We start from the raw sequence: 15,534 nt of genomic DNA on the forward strand, positions 1-15,534 counted from the left end.
TCAGATGTGGAAGCCGGTCGAGTGCACGTCGCGAACGGGTTCTTTACCCGCCGTGTATCTGGTGGTTAGGTAACGGAAGGCTGAGGTTGCATCCGAGGCCGAACGGTCAGGTTCGGACCCGAGACAGTTTACAGTTTTCCGCTGACCTCCGCCGAATCGTCGTCCCCTCCGACTTTCTTCGCGTGCTTCGCTCGAAGACGCACGTTGAAGATGCGGTCCATGCCCTGCGCAAACAGGACGAATCCGAGCGAAATGAGTGCGATGGTCAACATCGGTAGAAGGATGAAGTGGATGTTGTCCGGACTCCGGAGGTTGCTCTCGTGATACGCGACGTTGAGGAGGACGCCCCAGTTGAGCGAGGTGAATGGGAGAATCCCCAGGAAGTACAGCGCGACGGATTCGAAGATGATTCCGCGCGAACTCGTCGCCATGTTAATGGAGATGTATGGCATGAGCTGCGAGATGAGGTCCTTGCGGATGATTCGCCACTTCGAAAGTCCCATCGCTCGCGACGCTTCGACGTACGCTTCCTCGCGGATGCTGAGTACCTGAGAACGGATTGTCCGGGCAAGTCCCGGCCAGTTGTCGATACCGAGGATGAGTCCCACGACCCAGGGGTTCCGCGGGGGATACACTGACGCGATGACGAGGACGAGCGCCAGTCCAGGGACGGTCAGGACGATGTCCGTCAGCGACATCAAGATGTTGTCTATTTTTCCGCCTTTGTAGCCCGCAACGGTGCCGATGACCGTCGCGAGGACGATGGAGAGCAGTGCCCCCGCGGTAATCATCTTCAACATCGCAGGCGTCGCGTGAACTAACTGACTGAGGAGGTCCTTCCCCGTAATACCAGTGCCGAGCGGATGTTCTAGAGTCTTGAACGGGTCGAGGAAGATTGGCCCCTGTAACGTCGACGGTTCGGTGACGATGTAGGGTCCTACCGTCCCCATCAGCAGGAAAAACAACAGGATTCCCGAACCGATGCGTGCACGCCAATCGTTCCACGCGACCGCCATGGGTGCGTAGAAGTACGCGTCCAACTTCCGAGTGAACCGCTCCCTCCGCGTGTACGATGGTGTCTCTGCGGTCTTGTTGAACAGTTCGTGGTCAAGTTGTCCGCCGTCAGTCGCGACATCGTCCACAGCGGTCTCGTCGGACCGAGACTCGTCAGTACGTTTCACGTTCCTCACCTCCGCGAACACGGGGGTCGATGATACCGTACGTGAAGTCCGCAATCAGGACACCGATGATCGTAACAGTCGTGAAGAAGACGAATGCTCCCATCAACAGCGGATAATCGCGATTCTGCAGCGCCCCGAACGTCGCGAATCCGACTGCCGGGTACTGGAATATCGACTCGAGGATGATACTACTTCCGAAGATACCTGCGATACCCATCATTAGGCCCGTGTACACGGGGAGGACTGCGTTTCGGCCGACGTATCGGATGGCGATACGTCCTTTGTTAATTCCGCGGAGTCGTGCGACGCGGAGGTATCCTTTCCCCATTTCACGGATGCAGTTTCCGCGGAACGCGAGTGCACCCCCGAACCCGGCGATGAATCCCGAGAAAATGGGCAGTGCGGCGTGATAGGCTACGCTCGTCATGAACGGTAGGTTGAATCCCGGCGTTGTAGCCGGAGAGTATCTCCCGCCCGTCGGGAATATCGGGTAGATGTACGCGAACGCGATCAGCGAGAGGATCGCAACGATGTAGTACGGTATCGTCTGATTGAGGATGGTGAAGACCGTCAAGGCTGAATCGAACCTGCTTCCCTCCTTGTAAGCCATGACGGCACCGAGCAGGAGACTGACGGTCATTCCGAGTATCAGACCATAGACGCTGATGAAAATCGACCACGGCATCTTCCTGAACAGGATGTCGAATACAGGCTCCTGCCGCCAAATCGATTGTCCGAAGTCCTGATGGAGGATGATATCCTTCATGTAGTTGAAATACGCGATGTACAGCGGCTGGTCGGGGTTAACGTTGGTGTACACCGCCACGAGTCGGTCAATTCGCTCTTGGTCAACCTGACTCGCACTCCCTCCGCCTGCGACGGCCTGATCTATCAGCCGCGTCTTTAGGATAGTTTCCATGCTTCCTGGCATCGAACGAAAGAGAACGAACGCGAAACTGGTGGCGGCGAACAACACCAGTATGGCCATTCCGATACGCCTAACGTAATAGTTCATCGTCTACCCCTTGCATCCTAACTTAGACAAATAAAGTTTTGGTAATCCGTCGCTTGGTCATCACGTTCACACCAGACAAGTTACTATCAACCTATTAGAATAATGGTGCTTTCTAGCCAGCCGCGCTGCACGCGAAAGCCGAACCGAATCCATCCAGATCGATTCCGGACTAGACAACTATGATTGGAGGCGCGATTATAGCGATATCCCAATCCTGACTGGGCGACCCGTGCTCGACGCCACCCTGACTCCAGAAAACGGCGTTCGATTCCGCGATGGAAGCCACGAGTACTGAAGGGGGGTGCCCTACACACCGCCAACTACTAACGGTAACTGGATGACGTGCGTCTACCAGTTACCACTGATAACTGCAGGCGAGGTACGTTTATCTGAGCAACCCCTCCGAAGTACCCAAAGAATAAAAAGGGCTATCCGGGATTGCAGAGATATGGTACGTACAGCTATCAATCTCTACAGCGTGCGCGAATTGGACCTCGCGATGACCGACCTGCTCGACCGAGTCGCCGACGCCAGCTACGACGGCGTGCAGTTCTCCGGTGGACTGCGCGGGGAGGACCCAGACCGCGTCGCGGAGAAACTCGCGGAACGCGACCTCGGTATCACCGGAGCGCATGTCGGTATCGAGCAACTTGAGGACGACCTGGCGGACACCATCGAGATCTACCGAACCCTCGGCTGTGACTCGCTCGTCGTGCCGTGGTTGCCCGCCTCACATTTCGAGACGCGCGAGGAGGCCGTGACGACGGCCGACCGTATCGCTGCGCTCGCAGACCGCGTCACCGAGTACGACTTCGAGTTACACTACCACAACCACGACCAGGAGTTCACCGACTACGGCGGTGAGACGGGATTCGACGTTCTCTTGGAGCGGACGGACGATGTCCTGTTCGAACTCGACGTTGGCTGGGTCGCGGCCGGAGATTCGGACCCCGTCGCCACTATCGAACGGGTCCGCGACCGAACGTCACTGATTCATCTCAAGGACGTAGCGGTAGCGTCGGGAACGCCGGTCGAAATCGGCGACGGGGATGTCGATATACCGGCCTGCGCTGAGGCCGCACGGAAGGCCAACATGAAGTGGCTCATCTACGAGTACGACGACCCCGAAGACCCCCTCGAATCGATCGATTTCGGGGCCGAGTTCCTCTCGCAGCTGTAGTCGAAAGCTCTCCGTACTCCGGCGTTTGGATTTTCGCCTGGGCTTCCCGACCCCAGTGAGGACCTCTTTCGGTATCGTCGTGACCGTCGGGGACCTTTGCAGACCACTGAAACCCCACCGTTCCGGCGTGGAACTGATTCGGTTAGAGCGACGCGAACCCTAACTTCTCCGTTGGCCAGCGCGCGTTTCACCTTCCGAAGTCGCTCGTCAGTCGGATTACGGACGTTCCGCTTCGGAATTACGGAACTCGATACGTTGTACGTAACTGGGGTATCTATGCTCGACTCCGGTGCGGTCGAAACCACGTCCTCGCTCGGTCGTCGATCGACGAAAATGGGGAATGAAGATGGAGTGCGGTGTGCAGCCTCTCAGATGGTGAACTCTTCGCGTTTGAGTAGCTCCTCGGGTCGCTGGCCAACCTCGCTCTGGTGGAAGTACTCCCTGATAGCACCGTCAGTGAGGTGATTCGCGATGGCACCGAGGGAGATACCCTGGTCGAGCGCGTAATACTTCTTGGTCAGTTCACCCGTCTTTGCGTTCACGGAGTCGTAGAAACCGTACTCGCCTTCGATACCCATTTCGTGGAGCGCCCGGACGTTCTCTCTGACTGCATCGGGTGCGTAGTCGAGAGCGAGGAAGGATGCGTGAGGCGTGACGACAGGGCCGCCCGTGTAGTGGCCGTCCCAAGCACCCTGTTGAGGGACGCCGAAAATGCCGTATCCGTCTGGCGTTCCGCACGGAGATAGTCCCCAGACGGGCCAGTCTCTCTCTTCTGCGAAGTCTATCTGGACATCCACCCAATTGTGGTTGTTCAGTCCGAATCCGTCGGAGCCGAGTTCCTGCTCCTTGATGAACAACGAGGGCATCAGTGCCTCGAACTGCGCGCCACCCCAACTCGGCACGTACTTCGTCCCGTTGTACTCGTAGTGGCCCTCGAACACGTCCACGCCGTCGTAAGTCTTCCACTCGCCTTCGGCCGTCTGCTGAGTCCAGGTGTCACTCGGCGTGAACGTGCGCTGTGGTCGCCACCAGTGGGTCTTCGGCATGTCTCCTTTGCCGATGGCGCAGTAGCTAGCGACTCGTGGTTCGCTATTTATCATGCCGTACGTCCAACCGGCCAACCCGGATTGGAGATCGTACCCGCCGATGAGTTCGCCGTTTTCGGGGCTGTGGAACGGCGAGTAATCTTGGGCAGCGACGAGCGCCTGCGACCGTTCGCCGATTTCGGAGTACGCCTGTCCGATCACGGTGAGTGCGGCCGTCAGGTGCCCGTTGTCCACCGTCGAAACGTACTTCGACCCACCGTGGTCAGTCGCCCACGGACTTCCGTCCCTGATGTCGTACCACCGGAGGAAAAGGCCGTTCCACGTCTCGACTCGTTCTAGCGTGTCGAGCAACGTCTCGAGTCGCTCTCTCGCTTCCTTCGTCGAAATGACTCCCAGTTCGTCCGCACCGACCGTACTGACGATGTACATCGCGATGTTGGACGGGGACGTTCGCATCGAACGCTCGACAGTGTCCCCGCTCACGTCGACGACGTCGTCCGGAAATCCAATGTCGGAAGTGAACTCTTCGAAGAACCGGTAGTGATGGCGTGCGATTCCGCGGAGACTGTTTTCTCGGTCGTCGTGGCTGTCGGCGGCAGCGACGCCCGTTCCGAACGTGGCAGCGAGGCCGGTGGTGCCAGTCGCTCGAAGGAGTTGTCTACGCGATAGTCGGGTATCTCTGTCCTCTTTCATGCTATTGCTACCGAGTAACGATTATCTTCTTCCGTATTAAATTTTTAGGCAGTAGGTTGTTTCCAACCGTTGACTGAGCCGTACACCGCCAGCGCGTCGTATCGGTCGCTCACGTAACATTGATTAAGGCCCCGCTGACTCGCATACGTATGCGGATTCTGTACATCGACTGCGATTCGCTTCGACCGGACCATCTGGGTTGCTACGGCTATCATCGAGACACGTCCCCAAACATCGACAGATTGGCGTCCTCGGGCCGACGGTTTACGAATTACTACGCCTCGGACGCCCCGTGCCTACCCTCTCGAACCGCGTTGTTCACCAGCCGATTCGGCATCCACACCGGGGTAATCAATCACGGTGGAATCAACGCGTCTATGCGTCCACGGGGCCCCAATCGGGAGTTCAACACCCAGATGGACGAGTACCGCACGTGGATGACGGTGCTTCGCGAAGCAGGCCTCCACACGGCGCTCATCAGTGTCTTTCCCCAGCACCACGGTGCCATACAGGTCCTCGACGGCTTCGACGAATGGCATCACACCGATGTCTTCCGCAGCGACCAAGTGTATCCGCACGCCAAGGAATGGCTGGAAGACAACGCGAGCGACGAAGACTGGTACCTCCACGTCAACTTCTGGGACCCCCACACGCCGTACGACACGCCGCTGGAGTACGGCAATCCCTTCGAGGATGAACCCGCGCCGGAGTGGCCCGACGAGGAGACGATTCAGGAACAATACGAGAGCTACGGGCCACACAGCGCTCAAGACGTGCACGGCTGGGGCGAGGACGCGCCGTTCGAACGCACGCCCGACGAAATTGCGTCCCGTGAGGACTTCGAACAGTGGATCGACGGGTACGATACCGGCATCCGCTACATGGACGACCACATTGGCCGCCTCCTCGACCTGCTTGAGTCGGAAGGCGTGCTCGAGGACACACTCGTCATCGTGAGCGCGGACCACGGGGAAAATCAGGGCGAACTCAACGTCTACGGCGACCACCACACTGCCGACGACAGGTCTTGTCGCGTCCCGCTCATCATCAGCGGTCCCGGAGTGAAACACGGCGTGGACGACGACTTCCACTATCAGGTTGACCTCGCACCGACTATCACCGAGTTCGTCGACGGCGACATCCCTGGAGGCTGGGACGGACAGTCGTTCGCTAATTCGCTCACCGACGGGGTCGAAGCAGGCCGCGACTATCTGGTAGTGAGTCAGGGTGCATGGTCGTGTCAGCGCGGCGTGCGTTGGGATGACTGGCTGTTGATCCGCACCTACCACGACGGTCTCAAGGAGTTCGCCCCCATCGAACTGTACGACCTTGCGGCGGACCCTCACGAGACGACGAACCTCGCGCAGGAGAAACCAGACGTTGCTCGCAAAGGGCTCTCGCTACTCGACCAATGGGTGAGTAATCGACTGCTAGAGGCGGCGACTGGTGAAGCCGGAGGCAATCCCGACGCACCTCGCACCCTGACGGATCCGATGCTGGAGGTGATTCGCGAGGGCGGGCCACACCACGCCAAAGTGGAGGAACACGTCGAGTCGTACGCTGAACGGCTACGCACGACCGGTCGTGAGGAACACGCGGCCGAACTCGAAGCACATCCGGGATACGTCGAGCAGTCTATCGATTCGTATTTTCGATCCGAGTAACAGGGCGCTCACGTTGTCCTGACTACCGTTACAACGTGAGCCAACGGCCCTGTTCGTCGCTGCGCTGAACTGCATCGATGATGCGCTGAACCGCCGCCCCGTCGGCAAAGTCGGGACGATGCTCGGTCCCTTCATCGATGGCGGTGAGGAACTCCGCATACTCGTGGACGAACGTGTGTTCCCAGCCGATGTTGTGGCCGGGCGGCCACCAGCGGCCGCCGTAGGGGTCCTCGCTCTTGTTCATCGGAATCCGCTGGTACCCGCTGTCGCCCTCACGGTACACATGTATCTCGTTAAGGCGTTCGAGCGAGAACTTCAGTGAACCCTTCGTCCCGTGAATTTCGATGGAGTTGTTGTTCTTCTCCCCGGCGGCGTGACGAGTAGCTTCTATCACGCCCATCGCACCGTTCTCGAAGTCGAGCTGTGCCGAGTACGCGTCGTCAACGTCGATTTCTCGGCTCTCGTCGTCTTTCCCCGGAACCGGTCGTTCATCGACGAACGTCCGGCAGTGACCACTGAGTCGGCGGACGTCACCGACGAGAAATCGGGCGAGGTCGATGGTGTGTGCGCCGAGGTCGCCCAGCGCGCCAGCGCCCGCGTGTTCCTTCGAGAGTCGCCACGACCAGTCGGCATCAGGGCTCCCGGCGAGGTGGCCCTGCATGTACCGCCCCGTAAAGTGGCGAATTTCGCCCAGTTCGCCATCTTCGACGAGGTCCTTCGCGTACTGGATGGCGGGGACGAACCGGTAGTTGAACCCCGTCGCAGTCACCGCGTCACTCTCTGCGGCGGCGTCGGCCATCCGCTCGGCACCCTCCTTCGAGGTGGCGAGGGGTTTCTCTGAGAGAACATGGATGTCCCGGTCGAGCGCCTCGATGGACGGTTCCACGTGCACGTGGTTCGGTCCAAGGTTGAGGAAGATATCCACCTCGTCGAGCGTTTCACGCCAATCGGTCGTCGTCTTCGTGAAGCCGAACCGGTCGGCCGCCTCCGCAAGCGGTTTCTCCCGACGACCAACGAGGACGTGGCGTTCGGTCTCGGGGGCCTCCGGGAAAAACATGGGGAGTCGGGCCAGTGCATTGCTGTGTGCCGTTCCCATAAACGTGTATCCGAGCATCCCGACCTTGAGCGTCATCGCGCGTCACCTCCACGAACGGTGAGCTTCGCAAGTTCCCTCGACCCGTGGTGCATCTTTTCGACGCCGTCACTGTCCCGTTCGTCCTCGTAAACGAGCCACTCGACTCCCTGCTCGGCCGCCGTCTTCGCGACGGTCTCGACGTCGAGATCGCCTTCGCCGAGCGCGACGGGGTCTCCCGTCTCGAACACCATGTCCTTGAAGTGGACCAGAGGAACGCGGTCTCCGTGCCTCTCGAGAACCGCAACCGGATTTTCACCACCTACTCCCACCCATCCCACGTCGATCTCGAATTCGATATCCTCGTCGAGGTGTTCGAGGAGGATATCGAATGCCGTCCGGTCGCCGAACGACGTAAATTCGTGGTCGTGATTGTGATAGCAAAGGTCGAGTCCGTGGTCGTCCAACACTGCAGCACACTCGTTCAACAATTTGGCCGTCTCCGCAGTCGCTGTGGGTGACTTGAAGTACGATTCGTCGAGATACCCGAGGACGACGCGCTTACAATCGAGTGCGCGACACGTCTCGAGTAACTCGTCCTTCGGTTCCCTTATGTGGTCGAGTCCGGTCATGATACTCGTCACGCTCAAGTTGACGGTATCGAGAGTCTCGACGACGGTTTCGAAGTCATAATCGCGAACACCGAGTTCTACACCGTCGTAGGACGCTTCGCTGATTCGTTCGATGGTGGTCGGGACCGAGTCGTCGATCTGGCCGACGGTACCCATGATTATCGCCGTTTGGGACATGTGCCAATCGTAACCATGCCCGCTACATATTTGTTCTGCCTTTACCTGTCGCTTCGAGGATACGGACGACGCGAGAGATCGACCGTTACTTCCGGTTAAAATCCCCTTCAACGGTATTCGGAACTTGCTGCCGATGGTCTTTCGACAGATACCGCAGCAAAGTCGATGGTCGAACAGTCTGTCCGGGATGAAACCGCGGGGAGGTGTCTGTCACCCGCTGAAAATTACGAATGATAATATAAAGAATAAAAGGATTCAGTTCACCAGAACACCTAAGTTATTCCTAATCATTCCTAGAAATACATGGTCAAAACTGCCGTGCAATTATATACCTTGCGCGATTTCGACGTGTCGGACCCCAAGAAGATACAAATAGCCGCAGAAACTGACGTTGATGGAGTCGAAATCGAGTTCAACGGACCGCCGTCGGAAGCGACGCTAGAGGCACTCGAAGAGACCGGTCTCGAGGTTGCTGGCTTGACCACCGGCCTTGATGTCCTTCGAGAGAAGATGACCGAAGTCGTGGAGGCATGCGAGATCCTCGATACCAAGACGGTCATCCTCGGCCATCTAAATGAAACTTATTTCGAGTCCACGGATGCGACCCGACAGACGGCCACTCTCCTCTCCACGTTAGCGGAACAGTATCAGAACCACGGCCTTCGTTTCCTCTATCACACCCACCGTCACGAGTTCGCCACCGACGAGCAGACGGCTTTCGATCTCCTGTTTGATAATACGGACGACGCAGTCGAGTTCGAACTCGATTGCGGGTGGATCGGCGTCACCGGGAAAGACCCCAATACCGTCATCGAGAAGGTCGGAAACCGCACGGCTTCCGTCCATCTCAAAGATATGGATTTCGACGACGAGGAGTTCACCAATCTCGGTGAGGGGGACCTCGACGTTGAGCGGGCGGCTCGAACAGCAGTCGAAACGGACGTTGATTGGCTCGTCTACGAACACGAAAACCCCGCTGACCCGGTCGAGTCGGTCGTCACTGGCGCATCTAAACTGCGGCAGTTCAAACAAATGGACTAAACGTATTAACGAGAGGCTATTCTATCGACCGGGCTGTTCGATATCGAAAGCGACGACTTTCTAGCCGTGGTTCCGGCCAGCGCCTATTTATCCTCTAGAATCCGATGGAAATTTGCCTGTATTCGGCGATACTGTGCGTTTTCGGTTATCCTTGTAGGAAAGTCACGTGGTAACGAGCGCGCTTCCGACGATAGTGGATAGGTAAATGTTGATGACTTGAAACGAGTACTCCGGGTATGGTAAACACATACCGGGGGAGAGCGACAATTCGGACGAACACGTTTCTTATGTCCTTCACGATACTTTTCACCATCGTCGGAAGCCCCGCGAATGTGGATTCCTGCTAAACGGGCAGTTTCAGAAAATTGAGTACTGGAGGTGCGAGGCTAGTTCCGATGAAGAAAGTTTATATCAGTTGAGTTCCATCCGCTTGACTATGCCAAACGGAGAAGGGATAAAAGCAGTTCAGACCACCTTCCGCATACTGCACGCCGTCCGAGACACGGACGGGAGTGCTGGTGTCTCTGAGCTTGCGAACCATCTCGACCTCCCTGTCAGTACGGTTCACAGCCATTTGAGTACACTCCACGATTGTAAATACCTCGTGAAGCGGGGGGAAGAGTACGACCTCAGTCATCGATTTCTCGAGGACGGTGGTTTTCACCGGGATCAGACTCGCCTCTACCAGTTCGCAAAGCCCAAGATCGACCAACTCGCCGAAGAACTCGGTGACAAAGTCAACTTGGTCGTCCCTGACCACGGGCTCGCGGCTCACATCTATATCTCAAAGGGAGCTGAAGCTATCGAGACGGACACCCACATCGGGATTCGCCTCCACATCCATTCGACGGCCGGTGGCAAGGCCATCCTCGCACATATGCCCGAGGAACGTGTTCACGAAATTATCGACAATCGCGGCCTCCCCCAACATGGGCCGAACACCATCACGTCGCGTGACGAATTTATGGCGGAACTCGAGCGGGTTCGTCAGGAGGGAATCGCGTTTGACCGACAAGAACGCGTCGAAGGACTCCGCTGTGTTGCAGCACCGCTTCCTCGCGACGGAGAGAAACCGGACGCAGCCATCAGCGTTTCGGGCCCGGTTGGCCGAATGAACGGCGAACGCTTCGAGGAGACGATTCCCGAACGCATTCGGAATATTACTGAGACTGTTCGAATCAAACTTCGGTATGCGTAACGCCGGAACCCGTACCACCGCACGAATACCGTAACATTAGTACCATTGTGAAGGGTGGCTGAGTCACCGTTCTCCTAGCTGACCCCGAATCTTGAACTTTGCCACCACCGTTGCAATTGTGAATAGAATATTATCATCGTCCGATTACCCCGTCGAAATTGTTTTACCAACTGGCTCCGAAGGTGGGGGCAACATGAGGCAGTCGAAAGTGGAAAAAGCTCTAGAGGAGTACGACCTGTCGGGTGTTGGCGACCAGCTCGAAGACTACTGGCTTGGAACGGGAAACGAACAATATAGCCTCAGGGAACTCGAATCATGGTTTAACGAACAGATCCTTCGTGCGGCACTTGAAGAGGCGAGCACGAATCCTCTGGACGGCGAGGTTGAGAACATTTATCGTTTGCTTTCGGAAGATGAAGTGAGCAGTGGAATGCGTTCTCAAGCGCGAAACCGACTCGAACGTAGCGGTATCGAGGTTGAGAAACTCGAAGACGATTTCGTATCTTATCAGTCGATACGGACGTATCTGACTAACCATCGTAACGTCTCTGCTCCCACGGACGATACGTCGAATCTCCCCGAACGGGAAGTGGAGAACATTCAACGGCTGAAGAGCCGACTTTCGACTGTTACCGAAAGCAAATTACGCCGTTTGCAGGATGCTGGCGAGATACAAATCGATTCCCTTCAAGTATTGGCTGATCTTCGCGTCTTCTGTGAAACGTGCGGTTCTCGATACTCAGTTGAGGAACTCTTGAAGCACGGCCACTGCAATTGCGAAAGTTCGTGACCCGGCTATCGTATGGACGAACCTTGAACGCCACTGGTGGGAACGGTCTCAGCATTTCAAATCGGCACACCCTATCTGTCTGAGGTGGCGGATTCGACATCAATTATTGACTGGCGGGAGAAGTAAAAATGGTTAAGTAAAAGGGGCACTTCCTTCCGAATTGTGTATGGCTAACGAAGATATGTCTCAGCAACCCGTTACGGTTCACGCTGCTAACGTCGGTGGCATTGATGAGACAAGCGTTGACTTCACGCCCGGTGTGACGATCTTGACGGGGCGAAACGCGACCAACCGGACGTCGCTCCTCCAAGCGATCATGGCGGCCCTCGGTAGCGACGACGTCTCGCTCAAAGCAGACGCGGAAGAAGGACACGTAGAGCTATCCCTCGGCGATGAAACCTATACTCGCACGCTCCAGCGACGAGATCACTCCGTTTCGTTCGACGGGGAACCGTATCTAGAGGAGACGGACCTCGCGGATTTGTTTGCCTTTCTGCTCGAAGCGAACGAGACTAGGCGTGCTGTCTCCCGGGAAGAAGACCTCCGCGAGTTGATCATGCGTCCCGTCGACACGGACGCTATCGAGGCAGAAATAGAGGAACGGCAGGCGGAAAAGCGTGCTATCGCCGACGAACTCGAAGAAATCGAGTCGCTAAAGGAGAACCTCCCTCCGCTCGAACAGCAAAAACGGAACCTCGAAAACCAGATCGAGGAAAAACGGAGTGAACTCGAAGAGAAGGAAGCGGAACTCGAAGCCGCCGACGCGAACGTCGAGGAACGCCGCCAAGAGAAAGACGCCCTCGAAGAGAAATTAGACGAACTGCGAGACACTCGGTCTGACCTCGAAAGCGTCCGGCGTGATATCGACATGGAGCGTAAGAGCATCGAATCTCTGCAGAACGAGCAGACCGACCTTGAGAAGACACTCGAGGAGCTTCCAAAAACTCCTGCGGGCCAGAAGGACGAACTCGACGCCAAAGTAGAGACGCTTCGATCCCGGAAACAGGAACTTGAGGCCGAGGTTAGCGACCTTCAGAGCACCATTCAGTTCAACGAAGAAATGGTAAGTGGCTCCGACCAAATCGCGTTCGCCGAACGTCACGACGACAACGCCTCGTCGTATTCGATCACCGATCAAATCGTTGAGGATACAGAGACAGTGGTCTGCTGGACCTGCGGTACCGAGGTCGGAAAACACCAGATCGAGACCACGTTGGACGAACTCCGGGAACTCCGGAAAGAGAAGCTTGCAGAGTCCAACGACATCGACCGTGACCTAGACGAGCTGACGTCGGAACGCCGGGAACTTGAGGACCAGCAACAGGAGCGAGACCGCGTCGAACGCAAACTCGATCAAGTCGAAGCCGAATTGGATGACCGCAAGGAACGACGACGAAACCTCAAAGATCGGCGTGACAGTCTCACTGACGAAGTCGAGACGCTGGAGACCGAGGTTGAAGCGCTTCAGGAAGAGGACTTCGATGAGATACTTGACCTTCACCGCGAGGCTAATCAACTTGAGTTCGAGATTGGACGCCTCGAGAGCGACCTTGACGACGCCGAGAGCGAAATCGAAACAATCGAGAGCCGCTTATCAGAACAGGAACAAATCGAAGAACGGCGAGCGGAGGTTCAGACGGAACTCGAGGAATACCGTACCAGAATCGACCGACTAGAGCAGGAGGTAATCGAGCAGTTTAACGACCACATGGATACTGTCCTCGAAATCCTGGATTACGCCAACCTCGAGCGCATTTGGATCGAGCGCGTCGAACGCACAGCTCGTGAGGGTCGTCGAAAGGTCACCAAGTCCGCATTCGAACTGCACATCGTCCGGCGTACCGACGCCGGGGTTACCTACGAGGACACGATCGATCATCTCAGCGAAAGTGAACGGGAGGTTATGGGTCTAATCTTCGCCTTGGCAGGCTATTTGGTTCACAACGTCCACGAGACGGTTCCCTTCATGTTGCTCGACTCGCTCGAAGCTATAGATGCCCAGCGGATTTCGCTACTGATGGAGTACTTGGAAGGGTATACGGACTATCTCGTCGTGGCGCTACTCCCGGAAGACGCTAACGCGCTCAACGAGCGGTATCAGCGAGTGACAGAGATTTAATCCGCCGGTCTCCGGCGATGGAAATCTCTTCCACGTAACGACTCTTCGCGGATTTGACGGCCAGGCTCAGCACTTCCATAACAACGGTACTTTTGTTAGGGTATGGTGTCTCCACGAATTCAGTAACTACTCATTCATTCTCCTCGAATCAACAGTGAATACTGGCGTCACAGTCCAAGGCCTAAATATACCCATAATCGGAATGGGTAACAGCAAACCGTTTTCCGCCAATGGTGGACGGAGTTCCCTCGAATCTCTTTCCGTTGGTTGCGATCACTAACGCTAAAACGCTAGCTGACAGGGAATACGCACAAACGGCGCACTTCATCGATGGCGGTATCGAAATCGAGGGTAATTCACCATCGCTGAAAGTCATGGTAGGCATCGGCTTGCTAGGAGACTTCTAACCGGAAGGAACCTTGATGGCGGAACGGCTCTCGAACTCGGCGAAGTGCTAAACGTTTATGTACTCCTTGGCAGATTAACCTATGATGGAAATCCGTTCGCTTGAGGTCGTCCCAGTTGCACATCGGGAGCCACCACTACGGAATTCATGGGGAGCGCACAGTGAACTCGCCGCGCGTACGCTCGTCCGCGTGGAAACTGCGGATGGACTCGTCGGCGTCGGTGAGACGTACGGCGATGACCAAGTCATTACCGCGCTCGAGGGTGCGACCGATCTGGTCGAAGGGATGAACGCATACGAGCGGACACCCCTACGCCTCCGACTCCAAGACGAGATGGCTTACGGAGCCATCGAAACGGCGCTTCTCGACGTCGTCGGTAAGGCAACGGGACAACCGGTTCACGCTCTACTCGGTGGGAAAGTGCGTGACGAGGTCGAGTTCTCGGCGTACCTCTTCTACAAGTACGCCGATTCCGACCCAGAGACCGCAGCTATCTGCCCACGAGAGGTACTGTCGCCTGACGCGATGGTCGAGCAGGCGCGGCAGTTCGTCGATAAACACGGATTTGAAGTGCTCAAACTCAAAGGAGGCGTTCTCGACCCCGACACCGAGTTACGAACGCTCGAACGATTGGCGGAGGAGTTCGGCCGACGGTGTCCGCTCCGCATCGACCCGAACGGAGCGTGGAGCGTTGAGACGGCCACTCGCATCGCCAAGCGCCTCCGCAAGATGGACGTGACTGTCGAGTTCTTAGAAGATCCCGTCCCCTCAATGCACGCCCACGCCCGCCTCAAGCGGAACGTGGACTACCCTATTGCGACCAATATGTTCGTCACCGAGTTCGACGACATCGCGACCGCCGTCGAACTGAATTCGATTGATGTCATCCTCTCAGACCACCACTACTGGGGCGGACCCTCGGGCAACATGGACCTCGATCACACCGTTCGAACCTTCGACCTCGGGGTGGGGATGCACTCGAACTCCCACCTCGGTGTGTCGATGGCCACGATGAGTCACGTCGCGGCCGCGATGCCCACACTACGGTACGCCTGTGATACGCACTATCCGTGGATATCCGACGACGTTATCGAAGGCTCACCTATCGAAATCTCCGACGGGTTCGTCGATGTTCCCGACGAACCGGGGCTCGGCGTCGATTTGGACGACGAACGGGTGGAAGAGATGCACGAAACGTGGAAAGAGTCCGAGACGCTCGGCTATTCCTCGGTCGGGTCGATGGCCGCGGAGTACGCCGACGCGATGGCCGACCGGGGCGACTGGCTCCCGAACAAACCCCGCTGGTAGCGAGACGGTAG

At 57.0% G+C, this 15,534-nt stretch carries 12 protein-coding genes; 7 read left to right on the forward strand and 5 right to left on the reverse strand.

What is annotated here, in order from left to right; translation table 11 throughout:
* Positions 1 to 128 precede the first annotated feature (128 nt).
* Entirely contained in the window at positions 129 to 1,142 is a 1,014-nt protein-coding gene (locus tag E2484_RS07235) for an ABC transporter permease (RefSeq protein ID WP_170977307.1), read from the reverse strand.
* Between the two features lie 25 nt (positions 1,143 to 1,167).
* Positions 1,168 to 2,196, reverse strand: a complete 1,029-nt coding sequence (locus tag E2484_RS07240) for an ABC transporter permease (RefSeq protein WP_137284542.1) — start codon at positions 2,194 to 2,196, stop codon at positions 1,168 to 1,170.
* Positions 2,197 to 2,644: 448 nt separating this feature from the next.
* Between E2484_RS07240 and E2484_RS07245 the strand changes: the two genes are divergently transcribed.
* Positions 2,645 to 3,376, forward strand: a complete 732-nt coding sequence (locus E2484_RS07245; RefSeq protein WP_137284543.1) for a sugar phosphate isomerase/epimerase family protein — start codon at positions 2,645 to 2,647, stop codon at positions 3,374 to 3,376.
* Positions 3,377 to 3,744: 368 nt separating this feature from the next.
* On the opposite strand, the gene E2484_RS07250 is transcribed toward E2484_RS07245, so the two are convergent.
* On the reverse strand, positions 3,745 to 5,115 hold the full coding sequence (locus E2484_RS07250; protein WP_137284544.1) for a glucoamylase family protein: 1,371 nt from the start codon (positions 5,113 to 5,115) through the stop codon (positions 3,745 to 3,747).
* Positions 5,116 to 5,264: 149 nt separating this feature from the next.
* Here E2484_RS07250 and E2484_RS07255 point away from each other — a divergent pair, with 149 nt between their 5' ends.
* Positions 5,265 to 6,779: a sulfatase family protein gene (locus E2484_RS07255; RefSeq protein WP_137284545.1), complete on the forward strand. Its 1,515-nt coding sequence runs from the start codon at positions 5,265 to 5,267 to the stop codon at positions 6,777 to 6,779.
* Positions 6,780 to 6,807: 28 nt separating this feature from the next.
* Here E2484_RS07255 and E2484_RS07260 read toward each other — a convergent pair whose 3' ends face one another.
* Together E2484_RS07260 and E2484_RS07265 are read right to left on the reverse strand one after the other, a co-directional pair.
* Positions 6,808 to 7,911, reverse strand: a complete 1,104-nt coding sequence (locus E2484_RS07260; protein WP_137284546.1) for a Gfo/Idh/MocA family protein — start codon at positions 7,909 to 7,911, stop codon at positions 6,808 to 6,810.
* A complete protein-coding gene (locus tag E2484_RS07265; protein ID WP_137284547.1) occupies positions 7,908 to 8,660 on the reverse strand; it encodes a sugar phosphate isomerase/epimerase family protein in 753 nt (250 codons plus the stop codon). Before E2484_RS07265 ends, E2484_RS07260 begins: the two co-directional genes overlap by 4 nt.
* Before the next feature lie 303 nt (positions 8,661 to 8,963).
* Here E2484_RS07265 and E2484_RS07270 point away from each other — a divergent pair, with 303 nt between their 5' ends.
* The 5 genes from E2484_RS07270 (at position 8,964) to E2484_RS07290 (ending at position 15,523) form a co-directional block, all read left to right on the forward strand.
* Positions 8,964 to 9,701 (forward strand): sugar phosphate isomerase/epimerase family protein, encoded by a 738-nt coding sequence (locus E2484_RS07270; protein WP_137284548.1) that lies wholly within the window; start codon positions 8,964 to 8,966, stop codon positions 9,699 to 9,701.
* 436 nt (positions 9,702 to 10,137) lie between these two features.
* Positions 10,138 to 10,899: an IclR family transcriptional regulator gene (locus tag E2484_RS07275; protein ID WP_137284549.1), complete on the forward strand. Its 762-nt coding sequence runs from the start codon at positions 10,138 to 10,140 to the stop codon at positions 10,897 to 10,899.
* Positions 10,900 to 11,092: 193 nt separating this feature from the next.
* Positions 11,093 to 11,689: a rod-determining factor RdfA gene (gene rdfA / locus E2484_RS07280; RefSeq protein WP_137284550.1), complete on the forward strand. Its 597-nt coding sequence runs from the start codon at positions 11,093 to 11,095 to the stop codon at positions 11,687 to 11,689.
* A gap of 166 nt (positions 11,690 to 11,855) precedes the next feature.
* The gene (locus E2484_RS07285) at positions 11,856 to 13,808 is read left to right on the forward strand and encodes an archaea-specific SMC-related protein (protein ID WP_137284551.1); all 1,953 of its coding nucleotides are present in this window, start codon (positions 11,856 to 11,858) and stop codon (positions 13,806 to 13,808) included.
* Positions 13,809 to 14,299: 491 nt separating this feature from the next.
* Positions 14,300 to 15,523 carry an enolase C-terminal domain-like protein gene (locus tag E2484_RS07290; RefSeq protein WP_170977263.1) on the forward strand — a complete coding sequence of 408 codons (1,224 nt, stop codon included), beginning with the start codon at positions 14,300 to 14,302 and terminating at the stop codon, positions 15,521 to 15,523.
* The last annotated feature ends 11 nt before the right edge of the window (positions 15,524 to 15,534 follow it).

The organism is Halorussus salinisoli (assembly GCA_005239435.1).
Taxonomy (GTDB): domain Archaea; phylum Halobacteriota; class Halobacteria; order Halobacteriales; family Haladaptataceae; genus Halorussus; species Halorussus salinisoli.